14 protein-coding genes are annotated in these 17,499 nt (G+C 67.3%); 9 read left to right on the plus strand and 5 right to left on the minus strand.

The genetic code is table 11. The features are described 5' to 3' along the window. The first annotated feature begins 375 nt into the window (after positions 1-375). Both FHR97_RS00005 and FHR97_RS00010 read left to right on the plus strand, forming a co-directional pair. Positions 376-1,509, plus strand: a complete 1,134-nt coding sequence (locus FHR97_RS00005) for a TauD/TfdA family dioxygenase (protein ID WP_183381728.1) — start codon at positions 376-378, stop codon at positions 1,507-1,509. Then, entirely contained in the window at positions 1,509-2,096 is a 588-nt protein-coding gene (locus FHR97_RS00010) for an HD domain-containing protein (protein WP_183381729.1), read from the plus strand. The genes FHR97_RS00005 and FHR97_RS00010 overlap by 1 nt, the downstream gene beginning before the upstream one ends. A gap of 87 nt (positions 2,097-2,183) precedes the next feature. Here FHR97_RS00010 and FHR97_RS00015 read toward each other — a convergent pair whose 3' ends face one another. Both FHR97_RS00015 and FHR97_RS00020 read right to left on the minus strand, forming a co-directional pair. Beyond that, entirely contained in the window at positions 2,184-3,104 is a 921-nt protein-coding gene (locus FHR97_RS00015; RefSeq protein ID WP_183381730.1) for a LysR substrate-binding domain-containing protein, read from the minus strand. A gap of 121 nt (positions 3,105-3,225) precedes the next feature. Then, positions 3,226-4,110, minus strand: a complete 885-nt coding sequence (locus FHR97_RS00020; protein WP_183381731.1) for an aldo/keto reductase — start codon at positions 4,108-4,110, stop codon at positions 3,226-3,228. A 154-nt stretch (positions 4,111-4,264) separates the two neighbouring features. Here FHR97_RS00020 and FHR97_RS00025 point away from each other — a divergent pair, with 154 nt between their 5' ends. Further along, on the plus strand, positions 4,265-4,696 hold the full coding sequence (locus FHR97_RS00025) for an OsmC family protein (protein WP_183381732.1): 432 nt from the start codon (positions 4,265-4,267) through the stop codon (positions 4,694-4,696). Positions 4,697-5,002: 306 nt separating this feature from the next. On the opposite strand, the gene FHR97_RS00030 is transcribed toward FHR97_RS00025, so the two are convergent. Together FHR97_RS00030 and FHR97_RS00035 are read right to left on the minus strand one after the other, a co-directional pair. Next, positions 5,003-5,680 carry a gamma-glutamyl-gamma-aminobutyrate hydrolase family protein gene (locus FHR97_RS00030; protein WP_183381733.1) on the minus strand — a complete coding sequence of 226 codons (678 nt, stop codon included), beginning with the start codon at positions 5,678-5,680 and terminating at the stop codon, positions 5,003-5,005. Then, positions 5,677-6,672, minus strand: a complete 996-nt coding sequence (locus FHR97_RS00035) for an amidoligase family protein (protein ID WP_183381734.1) — start codon at positions 6,670-6,672, stop codon at positions 5,677-5,679. The genes FHR97_RS00030 and FHR97_RS00035 overlap by 4 nt, the downstream gene beginning before the upstream one ends. A gap of 1,623 nt (positions 6,673-8,295) precedes the next feature. On the opposite strand from FHR97_RS00035, the gene FHR97_RS20665 reads away from it, so the two are divergent. From FHR97_RS20665 to FHR97_RS00065, 6 genes are all read left to right on the plus strand, one after another. Beyond that, complete coding sequence (locus tag FHR97_RS20665) at positions 8,296-9,081, plus strand: mechanosensitive ion channel family protein (protein ID WP_425486061.1); 786 nt, start codon at positions 8,296-8,298, stop codon at positions 9,079-9,081. 263 nt (positions 9,082-9,344) lie between these two features. Continuing rightward, a complete protein-coding gene (locus tag FHR97_RS00045; RefSeq protein WP_183381736.1) occupies positions 9,345-10,124 on the plus strand; it encodes a ThuA domain-containing protein in 780 nt (259 codons plus the stop codon). Further along, entirely contained in the window at positions 10,124-11,197 is a 1,074-nt protein-coding gene (locus tag FHR97_RS00050) for a Gfo/Idh/MocA family protein (RefSeq protein WP_221187627.1), read from the plus strand. Before FHR97_RS00045 ends, FHR97_RS00050 begins: the two co-directional genes overlap by 1 nt. Positions 11,198-11,431: 234 nt before the next feature. Further along, on the plus strand, positions 11,432-14,653 hold the full coding sequence (locus FHR97_RS00055; protein WP_183381738.1) for an MGH1-like glycoside hydrolase domain-containing protein: 3,222 nt from the start codon (positions 11,432-11,434) through the stop codon (positions 14,651-14,653). A 574-nt stretch (positions 14,654-15,227) separates the two neighbouring features. Beyond that, positions 15,228-16,199, plus strand: coding sequence for a LacI family DNA-binding transcriptional regulator (locus FHR97_RS00060; RefSeq protein ID WP_183381739.1), 972 nt, complete (start codon positions 15,228-15,230; stop codon positions 16,197-16,199). A 206-nt stretch (positions 16,200-16,405) separates the two neighbouring features. Continuing rightward, the gene (locus FHR97_RS00065; protein WP_183381740.1) at positions 16,406-16,771 is read left to right on the plus strand and encodes a glutaredoxin family protein; all 366 of its coding nucleotides are present in this window, start codon (positions 16,406-16,408) and stop codon (positions 16,769-16,771) included. A gap of 33 nt (positions 16,772-16,804) precedes the next feature. Here FHR97_RS00065 and FHR97_RS20195 read toward each other — a convergent pair whose 3' ends face one another. Beyond that, positions 16,805-17,446, minus strand: coding sequence for a VOC family protein (locus FHR97_RS20195; RefSeq protein WP_183381741.1), 642 nt, complete (start codon positions 17,444-17,446; stop codon positions 16,805-16,807). Between the last annotated feature and the right edge of the window lie 53 nt (positions 17,447-17,499).

Genomic DNA, 17,499 nt, shown 5'->3' on the forward strand with positions numbered 1-17,499 from the left:
GTAGAGCGTGACATCAACTGCAACCGGCATCCCTGAGGTAGAACACCCCAACATCGTAACAGCCTAATTTATGACACAGTAGTACTAGGCTTTGTACGAAAACTGCCTGCGCTTGCCCATACGGCGTTAAAAATCGGCTCAAAGTACTCATTTACACCTCGTAAACTCCATCTTTTCGCCGATTTTTGCCTTGTCTGGCCATCGCTCGCCGACTTTTCGTAAAAAACCTGGCGCCGAGGGATCGGCGGGGGCGCAGGCCCATAAGAAAATTGCATGCCGGGGGATAAGGCGCCGGCTCTACTCGTGCGGCGGCGCGCCCGTCACCATGCCAGCGATCGTCAGCGTGATGACCGAAGCCACACGAGGAAGCCCGAGATGCCCACCCGCCATGCGTTCGTCGTTCATGAGCAGCCCCCTTCGATCGTCCTCGACGACGGGAAGCACTCACGGGAGATCAGCCCGCTGTGGCTGCGCGAACGGACCCAGGCGCCCGACCAGCTGGAGCCGTTGACCCGGCAGCGTCTGTTCGATTCCCACGCCATCGATACGGCGCTGACGCTCGATAGTGCGACCCGGCTCGACGAGCACCATGTGGTGCTCGCGTTCAGCGATGGCCATCGCGAGACCTATGATCTTCGCGTGCTGGCCGGCGAGCTCGACGGTGCCACGATCTTTCCCGCCGCCGAGCCCTGGGACGCCAGCCTGGATCGGCAGCGAGTGCGCTTCGACTGGCGGCGGGTGCGCGAGGAGCCGGCCTACTTCCGGGCCTCGCTGGAGGCCTACCTGCGCTACGGCTACCTCGTGCTCTACGGCGTGCCCACCGACCCCGAGCGCATCCTCCAGGTCGGCGGCCACTACGGCTACGTCAAGGAGACCAACTTCGGCCGCTACTTCGAGGTCTACTCGCGGCCCAGCGGCAATGACCTGGCCTATCGTAGCGTGGCGCTCGGCCCGCATACCGACAACCCGTATCGCAACCCGGTGCCGGGCATCCAGTTGCTGCACTGCCTGGTCAACGAGACCAGCGGGGGGCTCTCGACGCTGGTCGACAGCCTCAAGGTGCTCGAGCGGCTGCGCCACGAGACCCCCGACGGCTACGCGTTGCTCAAGACCATGCCGGTGCGCTTCCGCTTCGTCGATGCCGGGACCCAGCTGGTCACGCATCGCACCATGATCCAGACCGATGACGACGGCCATCCGACCGGGGTCCACTACAGCCCGCGCCTGGATGCCCTGCCGCTGCTCTGCGACGCCAAGACGCGCCTGTTCCATCGCGCGCGCCAGCGGCTCGGCGAGCTGTTCACGGACCCGACCTACGAGGTGCGTTTCGCCCTCGACGCCGGCGAGCTGCTGCTGTTCGACAACAGCCGCGTGTTGCACGGACGCACCCGCTACGATACCCGCGAGGGGCATCGCCATCTGCAGGGCTGCTACCTCGACAGCGACGGCCCGCGCGAGCGCTTCGCGAGCCTGCTGAAACATCGTGATTCGATCGAGGAGGTCGCCTGATGGAACAGGTCGCGTTCCGACAGATGAAGGAGGGCACCCGGGAAGAGTACGTTTTTCTCGAGCGCCTGGAAGACCAGTTCAACCAGGGCCTGGTGGATCGCCTCCTGCAGGCGCTGCGCCATCTGGAGCACGGCCTGAGCGGCTACCGGGTCTCGCGGCTGGAGCATTCGCTGCAGTCGGCCGCCCGCGCCGAGGCCGACGGCGCCGACGAGGACATGATCATCGGCGCCCTGCTGCACGATCTCGGCGACGAGCTTGCGCCCTACAACCACTCCCAACTGGCCGCGGCGATCATTCGCCCCTATGTGCGCGGCGAGGTCACCTGGGTGGTGCACCACCATGGCCTGTTCCAGACGTTCTACTATGCCCACCACTTCGGCGGCGACCCGAACGAACGTGACCGCTATCGGGATCACCCCTGGTACCAGAGCTGCGTCGACTTCTGCGAGCGCTACGATCAGGCCGCCTTCGATCCAGCCTATCCGATGCCGCCGCTCGAACACTTCGAGCCGATGCTGCGTCGGGTGTTTTCGCGCCCGCCCTTCGACCCGGCGGTGATCGGCGAGGAGCACCCGCTGGAGCCATGACGGGCCTGCAATGGCCTGATGCAGGCGCCCCTGCCTGGCGCTCGCGACATCGGCATCGCCCAACCCCTGGCATACGCTTCGATGTTGTCAGGCGCGGGAAGCTATTTCTTGCTGATGGACGGCGTCGATCAGCCAGTCGCCGATCGGCTGGATAACCGCGCTGCGATGATGCTTGACGCTGAGCCAGTAGCCATAGTCCTTGCGCGTCACGCGGGGGCCCAGGGCGATCAGCTGACCGCTCGCCAGGTAGTCCTTGACCAGCGGCGACCAGCCCAGCGCCACCCCCTGGCCGGCCAGCGCGGCGTTCAGCAGCAGGGCATAGTTGTGGTAGGCGAAGACGTCGTCACTCGGCACCAGGCTCAGCCCGGCATGCTGGCACCACTGGGTCCAGTCGAGCCAGCGCGGATCCTTGATGTCCTGGTGCAGCAGCGAGAGTTGCGTCAGATGCGATGCCGTCAGGGTGTCCGCCAGGCCATGCTCGCTCGCATAGTCGGGACGGCACACGGGAAAGACCGCCTCGCTGGCCACCAGCCGCCCCGCGTCCTGCGGCATGTAGGGGCCGAAGCGGATGGCGATGTCGGCGGCCTGTCGTTCCGGGTCGTCGGCACGGTCGATGGGCATCAGCTTGAACGTGAAGTCCGGGAAGGCCCGTTTGAGCGCCGGCAGCTGCGGCAGCAGCCAGAGGTGCGTGAAGCCCGAGCCGGCGGCGATCGTCACCGAGGGCGAGGGCCGTTGGCCATGGTGAATCAGTCGCTCGCAGGCATCGCGAATCTCCTTGAGATTGGGCGAGATGTCCCGAAAGAAGCGTTCGCCCTGGACCGTCAGCGTCAGGCGGGATCCCTGTCGATCGAACACCGGTAGGCCCAGCCGTTCCTCCAGGGTCCGGATACGCTGCGAGATGGTTGGTTGTGTCGTGCGCTCCTCCTCGGCGGCGGCCGTCATGGAGCCCAGCCGCACCGTGGCCTCGAAGGCGACCAGGGATTGCAGGGAAGGGAGTCTGTGGTTCATCGGGGCGATCGTTGGCCTGCGGAGCGTGGAGGAGGTATCGACAACGCCGTGGAGCGATAGCGTCGTACGCGTCCAAGGATTATCGCCAGGCGAGCGGGGGGAACGCCATAGCGCGCGCCCCCTAGACGATATCCAGCGGCGCCTTGCGCGTCGGCGCCGGGAAGGCGGCCTCGAGCCGGGCCAGGGCGTCATCGTCCAGGGTCACGTCGAGGGCGTCGGCGTTGTCGCGGACGTGGTCGGGCTGCACCGCCTTGGGGATGGCGATCAGATCGCGCGCTCCGTCGAGGGGCCTCACCGCCCAGGCCAGCAGCAACTGGGCCGGGGTCAGGTCGCGCTCGGCGGCCACCGCCTGCACCTCCGGATGGTCGAGCAACCGCCGGCGCAGCCGACCGGCCTGGGCCAGGGGGCAGTAGCCCATCAGCGGCATGCCGTGGTCGCGCTGCCAGGGGCGCAGGGCGTGCTCGATGCCCCGCGAGCCCAGGTGGTAGAGCACCTGGTTGACGGCACAGTCATTCCCTCCGGGCGTGGCCCGCAGGGCGTCCATGTCGTCCACGTCGAAGTTGGAGACGCCGAACCGGCGGATCTTGCCGGCCGCGCGCAGCCGCTCGAAGGCCTCCAGGGTCTCGTCCAGGGGAATGCCCCCGGGCCAGTGCAGCAGGTAGAGGTCGAGGTGGTCGGTGCCGAGCCGCCGCAGGCTCGCCTCGCAGGCGGCGATCGCGGTGTCACGACCGGCATTCCAGGGATATGCCTTGGAGACCAGGAAGGCGTCCTCGCGGCGCCCCGCCAGGGCCTCGCCGACCACTTCCTCGGCGCCGCCATCGCCGTACATCTCGGCGGTGTCGATCAGCCGCAGGCCGCGCTCCAGGCCCTGCTGGAGGGCGCGCACCTCGTCGCCCCGGGGGGCGAGGCCCTCGCCCATGAACCAGGTGCCCTGGCCGATGGCGGGCAGCTCGATGGCGGGTTCATGGCCGGTGGCGGCCAGGGTGACACGGGGTGGGATCGTCATGACGCCTCCTTTCGGTGTTTGTGGAAGTGTTTTCCATATATATTGGGATCAGGCTGGCCGGGATGCAATGCGGTCTTGTGTCCCGGGGAGATCAACCGCATGGTCTATCGTGTAGGAGCAAGGCTTCGACCCACCCAACGATCGAGGAGACGACATGAGCATCAAGAAGAACGGAAGCGCCGTCTGGCAGGGCGGTCTCAAGGATGGCCGGGGCACGGTCTCCACCCAGAGCGGCGTGCTCAGCGACGTGCCTTACAGCTTCGCCAAGCGCTTCGAGGGCGAGGCCGGCTCCAATCCCGAGGAGCTGATCGGGGCCGCCCATGCCAGCTGCTACTCCATGGCGCTGTCCATGATCCTCGGCGAGGCGGGCTTCACCCCCGAGCGCATCGCCACCCAGGCCACGGTCTCCCTGGAGGAAGTCGAGGGCGGCTTCGGCATCACGGCGATTCACCTGGATACCCGGGCCAGCGTGCCCGGCGCCGACGAGGCGGCCTTCCAGGACGCCGCCAACAAGGCCAAGGAGGGGTGCCCGGTCTCCAAGCTGTTCAATGCCGAGATCAGCCTGGACGCCAAGCTGGAGGGCTAAAAAGTGTCTGCGCTCGGCTAGACGGCGTTAAAAATCGGCTCAAAGGACTCATTTACTCTCCGTAAACTCCGTCTTTTGACTCGCGGCCTCCGTGTCGCTCGCTCTGCGAGCAGCGGAACTGCCCAAATCGGCATTCCTTGCCGATTTGTCGCAGATTTTTGCCTTGTGACCCACACGGATGTGGGAAATGCGTGGGCCCGTAGGGAACGGGCCTAGCTCTAGCCTTCGCTCGACGACTTTTTAGATATTGCTTGATATATGTCGCTGTATGACTCGCGAGGCCACCTTCGGGTGGCCTTCGCGCGTTCAGGGACGGCGCCGGGCGGCGTCCACCAGGGCGTGGATCAGGCGCTGCTGGGGACGGTTGAACACCAGCCACTCGGGATGCCACTGCACGCCGATCAGGAAGTCGTGATCGCGGGACTCGATGGCCTGCACCAGGCCGTCCCGGTCTCGGGCGACGATCGCGATGCCCTGGCCGGCCTCCTTCACCGCCTGGTGGTGCAGGCTGTTGATGCGGCACCAGGTGACCCGCAGGATGCGGTTCAACTGGCTGTCGCCGACGATGTCCACGGTCTTGCGGGGCAAGACGGTACGCCGCCTCTTGAGCCCCTCGTGGGTGGTATAGATATCCGGGTCCAGGGTGCCCCCCAGGTGGACGTTGATCAGCTGGGCCCCCCGGCAGATGCCGAGTACCGGCCGGCGCGCGGGGATGAAGCGTTCGAGCAGCTCGAGCTCCAACTGGTCGCGCTCGGGGTCGACCCGCACGTCGAGCTGCATCTCGCCGCCGTAGTGGTGGGCCTCGATGTCATCGCCGCCGCCGATGATCAGGCCATCGAGGGCCGTCGGCCGGGCGCGCGAAGGGGACAGCCGCAGGGGCCGGCCGCCGTGACGCCACACGGCGAACCAGTCGAACCACCAGGCGATCCGGCTCTTGCGATCCGAGGTAGTGATGCCGATCAGCGGACGCGGGTCTCGACTCATGGACGACGGCTCCAGCGACACAGGGCGGTCCACCAGCGGCGCGGAAGCGAAGGGCGGTGAAGGGCGAGGTACTGGGCGCCACGCTCGGCCAGGGTGGCCGGCGAGGTCGCCAGCACCTCCACCTCGAGCCAGCGGTTCCACTCGGTGACGGCCCCCCAGCCGGTCTCCGACAGCTGGGCATTGGGCAGCCGGTAGTGGAAGGTGGGGCGTGGCTTGACCAGGGCGTCGCTCAGCAGTTCGTGGGGGTGCTCCGGGTGCAGGTAGGCGAACAGCGGCAGCAGGTCCAGCTCGCGGTTGCGGGTCGGGTTGTCCTCCAGGTAGTCGTCGATCAGGGTCTCCAGGTCGGGCGTGTAGCCCGGGTCCAGCACCTTGATGGCATAGGCCCGGGGGAAGGGGTTGGCATGGGGCAGCATCTCCCGGGTGATGTCCACCCGGATCTGTTCGCGCAGCCACTTCGCGGTGAGCAGGTAGGCCCGCAGGTAGGCCAGGATGTCCTCGACGGCCAGGCTCGACACCTCGGGATTGAGATGCAGGCCGAAGCCGTACAGCAGGCTGGCGTCAGTGCCCTTGGCGCCATGGTGGCGCAGCGCCTCGAACAGCGCGTCGAGCTCGTCGAGCTCGTCCCAGGGCACCGGCGGGCAGACGATCTCGGTGGGCACCAGGCCGGTGACCACGTCGCCGATCAGTTCCCGGGTTCGCGTGTGGAAGTCCTGGCGCATGCGCTCCCACTCGCTGTCCTGGTAGGCATCGGGATCGATGAGCCGGTTGTCGGGATGGGCATACTGGGTGTCCAGCTCGATGCCGAAGTCGCCCCAGCGGGCGCCCGTCACCTTGAGACGGTGGGCGCTGACCACTTCCAGCCGGCCGCCGAACAGCGACTGCACGAGGCTGGCCGTCTCGCGGGGAGGCATGCCAGCGAACTCGATCTCGACGCCGACCCGGCGGCGGCGGCCATCGGCCTTGCAGGGCACGGGTGGCGGTTGGGGCGTCATGTCGGCATCCTGTGGCACGTTCGTCGGCAGCCTAACACACTGCCGTTGGCGGACAGGATGCGGCAAGATGCCGGCATGCCACACAAGGGAGACCCGACGTTGCCACGCCTGCCCCCCCTACGCGACGCCCTGCGAAGCCTGTTGACCCTGGTGCTTGTGCTGCTGCCCCTGGCGGTGGCGGCCCAGTCCCTGCCGCTGTCCGCCCTGGGGGGCGGTGAAGCCCAGCAGAACCACGACCCCGAGGCCATGCAGGCGTCCCTGGAGCGGATCATCGCCACCCTGGAGGACGAGGGGCGCCGCGGGGAACTGCTCGCCGACCTGAAGGCCCTGCGCCAGGCCAACGACGAGGTAGTGGACCAGGAGGGCATCGCCACGCCCCAGGGCCTGCTGGGGGCGCTGGCCGAGGCCTTCAACGCGATCGGCGAGCAGGCCGAGTCGGGGCGCTCGCCGCTCGACGAGTGGGGACGCCAGCTGCGCCGGGGCTGGTCGGAATTCTCGGCGCTGGTCCTGAGGACCGGCAATGCCGAGCTGCTGCGCTTCGTGATCGAGATGGCCGTGCTGACGGTGATCTGGGGCGGCCTGCTGATCATCCTCATCGCCCTGGGCCGCATGCTGGCCCAGCGGCGGGGATGGCCCCTGGACCTGCCCCGGGAGCCCAAGGGCGGCCTGCTGGCGATCCACTTCCTGCGCCGCCTGCTGCCTTGGGCGCTGGCCTTCGCCCTGGTGCTGGGCATCGCCCAGCTGGTGCCGGAGAGCGCCGGGCGCACCGCGTCCCTGGTGATCGCCTATGTGGCCCTGTGCGGGCGCACCCTGTCGGTGGTGGTGGAGTCGGTGATCTCGGTGTTCACCCGGGGGCACCGCTTCACCGCCGTGCAGATCCTCCAGCATCGCGGCCTGCGGCCGCTGTTCAGCATCGGCGCGCTGATCGCCCTGGGCGATGCCCTCAACTCGTCGCGCCTCAGCGAGCTGATCGGCGGCGACCTGGCCAGCCTGCTCTCGGTGCTGACCAACATCCTGGCGGCGCTGCTCAGCGGACGCTTCATCCTGCGCTTCAAGCGTCCCATCAAGCACCTGATCCGCAACCGCTCCTACCGCTATCGTCGCGAGCGCGGCGGGGCCACCGAGGTGGCCCGAGTGGTCGGTGGCCTGTGGCACGTGCCGGCGCTGCTGCTGGTGTGGGGCTCGCTGCTGGCGATCTTCGTCACCGGCGGCGACGTGGGCGCGGCCCTGGCCCGTTCGATCATCTCCGCCTCGCTGCTGGTGCTGACCCTGGTGGTGACCGGCCTGATCCGCCGCCATGCCGAGCGCCGCTCGAAGCGGCGGCGCCAGAGCGACTACCGTCGGCGCCTGGAGCGCTTCGGCTATGCGCTGTCCCATGTGCTGGCCTGGATCGCCTTCGCCGAGCTGTCGCTGCAGGTCTGGGGTGGCTCGCTGGTCGGCATCGGCCGGCAGGGCGTGGCCAGCGTGCGCATCGGTCAGGCGCTGCTGGGCATCGGCTTCACCGGGTTGCTGGCCTGGCTGGCGTGGATCTTCGCCGACACGGCGATCCAGCGGGCCCTGGTGTCCTCGGCGCGCTCCCGGGGCCGGCGGGTCAACCAGGCCCGGGCCCAGACCATCACGCCGATGATCCGTAACATCATCTTCGCCACCATCGTGATCATCGCCGCCATCGTCGGCCTGGCCAACCTGGGCGTGAACGTCACGCCGCTGCTGGCCGGTGCCGGGGTGATCGGCCTGGCCGTGGGCTTCGGCGCCCAGACCCTGGTCCAGGACCTGATCACCGGCATCTTCATCCTCATCGAGGACTCGCTGGCGGTGGACGACTTCGTCAGGATCAACGGCCACACGGGCACCGTCGAGGGCCTGACCCTGCGCACCGTGCGGCTGCGCGACCTCGACGGCATCGTGCATATCATCACCTTCAGCCGCATCGAGTCGATCCATAACATGTCGCGGCAGTTCGGCATCGCCCTGATGAAGATCCGCATCCCCTTCGACATGCCCATCGACGATGCCACCGAGCTGATGCACGACACCGCCCTGGCGCTGCGTCAGGACCCGATGATGCGTCACCACATCTGGTCGCCGCTGGAGATGCAGGGCATCGACCACTTCGAGGACGGCTGCGCCATCCTGCGCATGCGCTTTCGCACCTCGCCGGAGATGCAGTGGGACGTGGCCCGCGCCTTCAACCTGCTGCTCAAGCAGCGCATGGAGGAGCAGGCCCTGGACCTCGGCGTGCCACGCCTGAGCGTCAGCATGGAAGGCATGGGCGGCGGTCGCCTCGACGGCAGCCGCGAGCGGGGCGAGTCGCGCGATGCCGCGGGCCGCGAGCCGGGCGAGGCCGGGGTCGCCGACCCGGCCGGCGACACCAACGCCCGGCGGGCCTCGCCGGACCCCGGCACCTGACACCCGACCACTGCCCTCCGACTCATGGCCGGGCCCGGCAGCCGCCGGGCCCGGCCGCTTGCCATCCGGACCGCCCGTCCACGACCCCGTTACCGGACCGTTGAGATGACGCCGCTGGCCGGTGCGCGGCAGAGCGAGATGCGACCATGGTCGTAATGAGTAAACGTTTACGGTGTGGTCGTAAACGTTTACCTTTTCGCCATGTCGCCGACATCGGCGGCGTCTCCACCGCCCGCCAGGGCAACGCCAAGAGGAGCCAACCCATGACGATCAAGGTCACGGTCTGGGGCGAGAACGTCCACGAGCAGACCAACGACGTGGTAGCGCGCATCTACCCCGAGGGCATGCACGCCTGCATCGCCGCCGGGCTCAACGAGGACCCCGAGATCGAGGCCCGGTCCGTCACCCTGCAGGACCCCGAGCACGGCCTCACCGAAGCGGTGCTCGACGACACCGACGTGTTGCTGTGGTGGGGCCACGCGGCCCACGGCGACGTCCGCGACGAGATCGTCGACCGTGTCCAGGCCCGGGTGCTGCAGGGCATGGGCCTGCTGGCGCTGCACTCCGCCCACTACGCGAAGATCTTCAAGCGCCTGATGGGCACCACCTGTTCGCTGAAGTGGCGCGAGGCCGGCGAGCGCGAGCGGCTGTGGGTGGTCAATCCCGGCCATCCCATCGTCCAGGGCCTCGGCGACTATCTCGAGCTGCCGCATACCGAGATGTACGGTGAGCCCTTCGCGGTGCCCAACCCCGACGAGGTGATCTTCATCAGTGCCTTCGAGGGCGGCGAGGTGTTCCGCTCCGGCCTCACCTACAAGCGCGGCAACGGCAAGATCTTCTACTTCCGTCCCGGCCACGAGACCTACCCGATCTACTACGACGACCAGGTGCGCCGGGTGCTCAAGAACGGCGTGAAATGGGCGCGTCCCGAGGGCGCACGGTGGATCGACAGCTGCCCCAACGTGCCGCCCGAGCGGGCGCCGAACCCGGTGGAGGTGAAGGGCGAGGGACTGCACAAGCCTGGCGAGGAGGGCTTCAAGTGATGCGACTGGCGATCATCGGCGCCGGCAGCATGGCCGGCGAGCATGCCAAGCACTTCCGGGCCCTCGATGGCGTCGAGGTGGTGGCGGTCTGCGACCTGGACGACGCCAAGGCACGCGCCTTCGCCGAGGCGCACGACATTCCCGAGGCCCATTCCGACCTGACGGCCATGCTGGCCCGCGACGACATCCAGGCGGTGAGCAACGTCACCCCGGACGGCGTGCACAAGGCGACGACGCTTGCCGCCATCGCCGCCGGCAAGCACGTCCTCTGCGAGAAGCCGCTGGCCACCAACGCCGCCGACGCCGAGACGATGGCCGCGGCGGCCCGCGAGGCGGGGGTGATCAACATGGTCAACCTCAGCTATCGCGACGCCCCCGCGATCCAGCTGGCCCGAGAGCTGGTGGCCGAGGGCCGACTGGGGCGGGTGATGCACGTCGACGCCAGCTACCGCCAGAGCTGGCTGGTGAGCGACGCCTGGGGGCGCTGGGACCGGGACAGCCAGTGGCTGTGGCGGCTCTCCGAAGCGCACGGCAGCAAGGGCGTGCTGGGCGACGTGGGGGTGCACATCCTCGATTTCGCCAGCTTCCCGGTGGGCGACATCGCCGCAGTGACCTGCCGGCTCAAGTGCTTCGACAAGGCCCCGGACAACCGCATCGGCGAGTACCGGCTCGACGCCAACGACAGCGCCCTGATGCAGGTGGAGTTCGCCGGCGGCGCGCTGGGCACCGTCCAGGCCACCCGCTGGGCCACCGGCCATCACAACTCGCTGGCGCTCTCGATCCACGGCGATCGCGGCGCGCTGCGCGTCGATCTCGACGCGGCCCGGGACCGGGTGCAGGTGTGCCTCGGCGAGGACGTGCACCCCGCGCGCTGGACCGAGCTCACTGCGCCGCCGACGCCGAGCATCTACCGGCGCTTCATCGACGGCATCGAAAGCGGCGTCAACGACCAGCCCGACTTCGCCCGCGGCGCCGCCCTGCAGCGGGTGCTGGATGCCTGCTTCGACTCCGACGCCCAAGGGCGAAGCCTGGCCCTGACTACCGGGGAGCCGGCGGAGCGCCAGCCCGCCTGAGCCCTGCCTGTCTGTCGGCCTTCCTTCCCGTCCCAGCCATCCCAGGGCCGGCGAGCGGGCCGCGGTCGCAGCGCCCCCTCCTTCGGGCACAATCGGCGGCCGGCAGGGCATGGCGGTCGGCGCAAGGTGTGACACGAATGGAATAAACAATAATCACCGGGCTTGGCCCGGACAGGTCATGAGACGGCATTGAGGTTTCAGGCAATGTCCGGGCCGGATGTACAGGAGACAACGATGCATTCAGCGCAAACCCACAGGCGATGGCGCGATCTTTGGCGGCCACTCGCTCTGGTACCTCTGCTGGTCGCCGCAGGCGTGAGCAGGGCCGAGGCCCAATCGATTGAGGAAACCCTGTATCTGCGGGGCGAAATGAACGGCTGGGGCACCGGCAGCCCGATGACCTACCTCGGCAACGACACCTGGCAGGCCAATATCGACCTGGTCGCCGGCTACTATCGCTTCAAGATCGCGAATGACGGCTGGGACATCAACTATGCGGTCTACCAGGACCAGCCGTATGAGTTCGCCGTCGACGATGCCGTCGCCGTCAAGAACTGGGGCTCCAGTGGCGGCAACGAGAATATCCTGCCGGTCGATACGCTCAGCGGCTTCACGTTCACCTTCCAGGTACGGGACGGCAATCCGGACAACGCCACCCTGCTGATCGAGCAGACCGACCTCAGTGGTCCCGAGCCGACCCCGTTGCCGGAGAACCCGGACGACACCCTCAGCTGGCGCGGCGAAACCGCCGCGATCACGGTCGACGATGCCAATGCCGCCTATCGCAGCTATCGACATTTCACCACCGTCCCGTTGCGCGACAACGCGCCGCCGACCCGCATGGTGGAGTACAGCGAGCTACCCGGCGATATGACGCTGCGTTCCGGCAGCCTGCTGTTCGACGCGCTCTTTGCCCGGGCGCTGGACGAGGCGCGCCTGAACAGCGTCGATGCGATTACCGACGGCAGTTTCAACAATGGCCAGCCGACGGATTGCGACTGCTTCCAGACCGGTGACAAGTGGCATTATGTCTGGACCCGGGATACGGCGTACTCGATGGCGCTGGGGCTGTCGCTGTTCGATCCGACTCGTGCCAAGAATTCGCTGCTGTACAAACTCTCCGAGCGTCGGCAGCACGCGGCGCCCCATCTCGAGGACGGGCCGGAGATCGTGCAGGACACCGGTTCCGGCGGCAGCTGGCCGATCAGCACCGACCGTGTGAGCTGGGCACTGGGCGCCTGGGAAACGCTGAAGTATCTGCAGGGCGATGAGCGAGAAGCGTTCCGCGACCAGGCGTACGAGGCGATCGTCACGACCGTCGAGAACGACCGGCGCGCGATCTTCGACCCCGAGGATGGGCTCTATCGCGGCGAACAGTCGTTCCTGGACTGGCGCGAGCAGACCTATCCGAGCTGGACGGCAACCGACGTGGTCCATATCGGGATGTCCAAGTCGCTTTCGACCAATGTCGCTCACCATACGATCCTGGAAGTCGCGGCCGCCCTGGCGGACGAAAAGGGCAACGAGGATGCCCGTGATCGCTACACCGAATGGGCGGACGCGCTCAAGACCGCGATCAACCAGGAGCTGTGGCTGGACGGCGCCGGGCTGTACAGCACCCTGAAGACGACCACCCTCGATCCGGAGCCGGTCAAGGCGTTCGACCTGCTCGGTGAATCGCTGGCCGTGACCGAGGGGATCGCCAGTCCGGACCAGGCCGCCTCGATCGTCGAGAACTACCCGGTCACCGCAGCGGGCCCGCCCGTCATCTGGCCGCAGTACCCCGACGTTGCGATCTACCATAACCGTGGCATCTGGCCTTTCGTGACGGCCTTCGCGTTGCGCGCCGCCCGGGACGCGCAGAATGACGCGGCGGTGAATCACAACGTCATGTCTCTGGTGCGCCTGGCGGCGCTGAACCTGTCCAATATGGAGAACTACGAGTTTCTGACCGGCAGGCATACCCTGCTGGACGGCGACCTGACCGGTCCGGTCATCAACTCGCAGCGTCAGCTGTGGTCGGTCGCGGGCTATCTGTCGATGGTGCTGGACGGCGTTTTCGGCCTGCAGTCGACCCAGGAGGGCATCCGTTTCAAGCCCTTCTTGACCCGGGAACTGCGCAATACGCTGTTCGCCGACACCGATACCCTGACGCTGACCGATTTCCCGTACAAGGGACGGCATCTCAGCGTCAAGGTGGAATTGCCGGCCGTCGACGACAGCAGCGAAGGCTACTACGCCGTCGACGAGGTCGTACTCAACGGCCACAAGATCTCGGCCGACGACGTCATTTCGGTCAACGACCTGGCGGACGGCGGCAACGAACTGGTTATCCGACTGGCCGACAACGACTTAGCGCAGCCCGGCACGATCAACCTGGTCGAGGTCGAGGATCCGCTGAACCTGACCGATTCGGAGTACGATCGGATCTTTGCGCCGCGCGAACCGGCACTGCTGTCGATCGATGAAACGCGCAGCGGCCGGCTGCAGCTGACGCTCGACGACAACGGCGAGGAAAATGCGCGGTTCAACATCATTCGCAATGGCGAGCTCTATGCCGAGGGGATCAGCGGCACTACCTGGACCGATCCCGACGATGGCATCTGGCAGGCCACCGAGCGGCTGCGTCGCTTCACCCCCCAGGCGGGAACCTTGACGAGTAACGGTGCCGATCCGGTGTTCGAACGGGGGCGCTGGCATTTCGCCGACTGGGGAGCGCCCGACGAACTACTGGAGATACCGGAGTTGGAGGCGCGGGAGACAGGAAAACACTATCTCCAGGTGACCTATGGCAATGCGCTCAACAGCATCAACACCGGCATCACGGCCACGACCAAATGGCTCGAGGTCCGCGATCTGGCCTCCGGTGACCTTGTGGCAGAGGGCGTCGTGACGATGCCGCACCGCAGTAGCTTGGACGACTGGGGTGACTCGAGCCTGTTTGCGGTGTCGCTCGAGGCGGGCCATCGCTACAGCGTGACGATCAGGGATCATTACAACATGTCCTATTTCGAACACTTCGCCATCTACAACGGTGCCGGCGGTAGGGATGGGCCGGTCAACCGGGCGAATATCGCCGAGGTGAAGCTGATGCCGGAATCGACGCTGTATTGCTATGCGGTCGAACTGGCGTCCATGGGCTCGGGCAACAGGTCGCATCATTCGGAGCCACAGTGTTACCTGCCGGACTTCGAGTCCCGGATAGTCGATCTCAGCCATGATGTCGAGGCGCTGTCAGCGGTTGGCACCCTCAATAAAGGCCAAGCCAGTTCGCTACTGAGCGAGCTGGAACGTGCGGAAGTGCAACTGAGTCACGCCAATGACGGCAGTGCAGTCAATATGCTGCACGCCTTCAGCAATGACGTGAGTGACCTCGAGGCAGAGGGAGTGCTGGCGACCGAGGACGCCGACGCGTTCCGGTCGGCGGCCGACGCCTTGGTGCAGTCGCTCCAGTAGCGCCTGCCGACACTGGCATAAAACCCGATGAGCTCAAGATCAACCCGGTGTGCAAGCGCCGGGTTGATCTTTTTCGGTTAACCGGCTCGGAGTGCTACCGCTGATAGAAGAGCACGTTCTCGGCGGTAATCAGATGTATGCTGTCAAACAGTAGAAAAGTAGTCATTCCGCAGGCGAATACCAGCCGGATCGCCCGCCTCGACGGCCGCCAGTCGTGGTTCCTCGGCACTTTGAATCCAGGAATCTCAACGTCACGCCCAGGCAACCACCCAGATGGAGAAGGCCGCCGACGAGCACGAAGACACGGCCCGGGGCCTGCCTCAGGAGGGCGGCGAGCATCTGCCTGGCTGCAGCAGTACAACTGGCATCGGCCACATGCCGGTCTGGATTATCTGTCTCCGGTCAGCCGGCCTGAGCCGTGCCCGTCCGTGTGGCCCGGCATCGCGCGGCCGGCGGGCGGGTAGCAGTCGCACCGCCCCGTCCATTCGGGCACAATCCCGTGGTCGGCAACGGACGGTATCCGGCAGCAGACGGCGGTCGGCGCGAGGCCGGCCGCCCGGGGATGAGGCAGGCGATGAGCAGAGATCCGTCGAAGACGGCCAATATCCGGGAAATCGCGCGGCGGGCGGGCGTCTCCATCGCCTCGGTCAGCCGCGCGCTCAACGGCAAGCCGGGCATCAGCGAGGCGCTGCGCGAGCGCATCCTCGCCATCAGCCGCGACGTCGAGTACCGCCCCAGCGCCGCCGCGCGCCAGTTGATCAGCGGCAAGGCCGCGGTGGTGGGCATCTCGCTGGGGCGCCGCGACTTCGAGCTGCGACCCTACTATATCCTGCTCTATCAGCACCTGACCGTGGCGCTGCACCGCCAGGGCATGGTGCCGATCTTCTTCGCCCATGACCGCACGGCGACCCTGCCCGAGCAGGCCGGCGCCGCTCTCCTGCTCGGCGAGTTCGCCGACGACCCGCGCCCGGCGCTGATGAGCTCCCGGGGCGTGCCCTTCGTGCGCATCGGCCGGGCCGGGGAGGGCTTCTCGGTGGCGCCCGAGGATCGCCACGGCATCTACCTGGCCACCCGCCACCTGATCGAGGGGGGGCGGCGGCGCATCGCCTTCGTCGGCGACGAGCTGGAGAGCCCCCACAGCCAGCACCGCCTGGGCGGCTATCGCCAGGCGCTCGACGAGGCCGGCCTCGAGGCCTCGCTGATCGACATTCCGCCCAACCTGGAGCCGGCGCTGACCGGCTATCGCTGGCTGCGCCGGCGCCTCGCGCAGGACCCGCACGCCTATGACGGCCTGGTCTGCGAGAACGACGAGCTCGCCAGGGGCTGCCTGACGGCCCTGGAGGATCACGGCCTGCGCGTTCCCGGCGAGGTCGCGGTCACCGGCTTCGACGACCTGCCGACCCTGGCCGAGTCCCTGACCACGGTGCGCCAGGACATCGCCGGCATCGCCGCCATGAGCGTCGAGCTGCTGGGCGAGGCGCTGGCGGGCAGGCCGCCGCGCCATGTCTCGATGCCGGTGGAGCTGGTGGTTCGCGAGACCGGCTAGGGAGGCCGCTTCGCCTAGAGGAGGAAGCGACCCAGGGCGATGCCGGCGCCCAAGCGCCGCCAGGCCGTCCAGCGATCACTCCCTGACCCATGGCCAGGTGGGGCCTGCGGCGATCTCGATGGCCCCGGCCGGGTCTAATGAGAATGTGCTAGGTTGGAACATCGGCGGCGAGCGCCGAATCTTGACGGATGAGAGGGAGCCCGACCATGCGACCTTCCTTGAGGACCCTGCTGGCGCCGGTGGTATGGGTGGCCAACAAGCTCGGCACTCGTCGGGAAGTCTCGCGCGACGAGGCGCAGCAGGCCGAGGTGGACCAGGCCTGCGAGACCCTGGCCCTCTACCAGGCCTGGAGCGAGCCCGACTGCATCCAGGTGAGGCGGGAGATCACCCGGCTGGGGCTCGAGATCGAGACCCGGGACGTGCGCCTCGACCCCGAGCACACCCGGGTCCTGAAGGAGGAGGGCGGCAAGCTGGAGGTGCCCTGCCTGTACATCCACGAGCCGCAGGGCGAGGCGCGCTGGCTCTATGGCGCCCAGGCCATCATCGACTACCTCAGGGAGCGCTTCGGCTGACGGGCGCGCGTCTCGACCGGCACGCTTGCCGGCTCACGGATTCCAGCCGCCGCTCCCATAGGGACGCGTCAGCACCTCCAGGAGGTGACCATTGGGATCTTCGAAATAAACGCCTCTGCCGCCGTCACGGTGGTTGATTTCGCCTTCCCTTTTCTGTGCCGGGTCGGCCCAGTAGTCGAGCTTCCTCTCGCGGATACGCTGGAAGATCGCGTCGAAATCCGCCTCGTCCACCAGAAAGGCGTAGTGCTGGGGCGTGACATCTCCGCTCTGCTCCATGTAGTCGAGCTTGGCACCATTATCCGTGACGACCATATCGAACGGCCCCCACCGGCGCGGTGCCGGCAACCCCAGCACCTCCGCGAGGAAAACCGCGGACGCGTGGCTGTCATGAGCCGCCAGGATGGTGTGGTCGAAGTTGATGGCCATGGTCGTTTTCCCCTTGGGTGCGTGGCGCCATCGAGAACGGGCTTCGGCATCGATATGACGAGTATCGGCTTGGCGGTGGGCACCCGCCACCTGGTCAAAGGGGGACGGCGCCGCATCGCCTTCGTCGGCGATCGCCGAGCAGGAGGGACAGCCTGCCGTGTCGTCGGGGCCGAACATGAAGTGATAGTCGAGCAGCTCGAGCCGTGCCGCCAGCCACTCGTCATGGGTCCCGGTCCTGTGCGTGGTCATCGCGCCTCCCTGCCGGGGGGTGGGTCTTGGGTATAGACTACGCATCAGGCTTC

Source organism: Halomonas stenophila, assembly GCF_014192275.1.
Taxonomy (GTDB): domain Bacteria; phylum Pseudomonadota; class Gammaproteobacteria; order Pseudomonadales; family Halomonadaceae; genus Halomonas; species Halomonas stenophila.

Coding starts and splice junctions, on each gene's coding strand:
- FHR97_RS00050 (WP_221187627.1), top strand. CDS start 10,124: ATGCGACTGGCGATCATCGGCGCCGGCAGCATGGCCGGCGAGCATGCC.
- FHR97_RS00005 (WP_183381728.1), top strand. CDS start 376: ATGCCCACCCGCCATGCGTTCGTCGTTCATGAGCAGCCCCCTTCGATC.
- FHR97_RS00060 (WP_183381739.1), top strand. CDS start 15,228: ATGAGCAGAGATCCGTCGAAGACGGCCAATATCCGGGAAATCGCGCGG.
- FHR97_RS00030 (WP_183381733.1), bottom strand. CDS start 5,680: ATGAGTCGAGACCCGCGTCCGCTGATCGGCATCACTACCTCGGATCGC.
- FHR97_RS00055 (WP_183381738.1), top strand. CDS start 11,432: ATGCATTCAGCGCAAACCCACAGGCGATGGCGCGATCTTTGGCGGCCA.
- FHR97_RS20665 (WP_425486061.1), top strand. CDS start 8,296: ATGATCCGTAACATCATCTTCGCCACCATCGTGATCATCGCCGCCATC.
- FHR97_RS00035 (WP_183381734.1), bottom strand. CDS start 6,672: ATGACGCCCCAACCGCCACCCGTGCCCTGCAAGGCCGATGGCCGCCGC.
- FHR97_RS00010 (WP_183381729.1), top strand. CDS start 1,509: ATGGAACAGGTCGCGTTCCGACAGATGAAGGAGGGCACCCGGGAAGAG.
- FHR97_RS00025 (WP_183381732.1), top strand. CDS start 4,265: ATGAGCATCAAGAAGAACGGAAGCGCCGTCTGGCAGGGCGGTCTCAAG.
- FHR97_RS20195 (WP_183381741.1), bottom strand. CDS start 17,446: ATGACCACGCACAGGACCGGGACCCATGACGAGTGGCTGGCGGCACGG.
- FHR97_RS00065 (WP_183381740.1), top strand. CDS start 16,406: ATGCGACCTTCCTTGAGGACCCTGCTGGCGCCGGTGGTATGGGTGGCC.
- FHR97_RS00015 (WP_183381730.1), bottom strand. CDS start 3,104: ATGAACCACAGACTCCCTTCCCTGCAATCCCTGGTCGCCTTCGAGGCC.
- FHR97_RS00045 (WP_183381736.1), top strand. CDS start 9,345: ATGACGATCAAGGTCACGGTCTGGGGCGAGAACGTCCACGAGCAGACC.
- FHR97_RS00020 (WP_183381731.1), bottom strand. CDS start 4,110: ATGACGATCCCACCCCGTGTCACCCTGGCCGCCACCGGCCATGAACCC.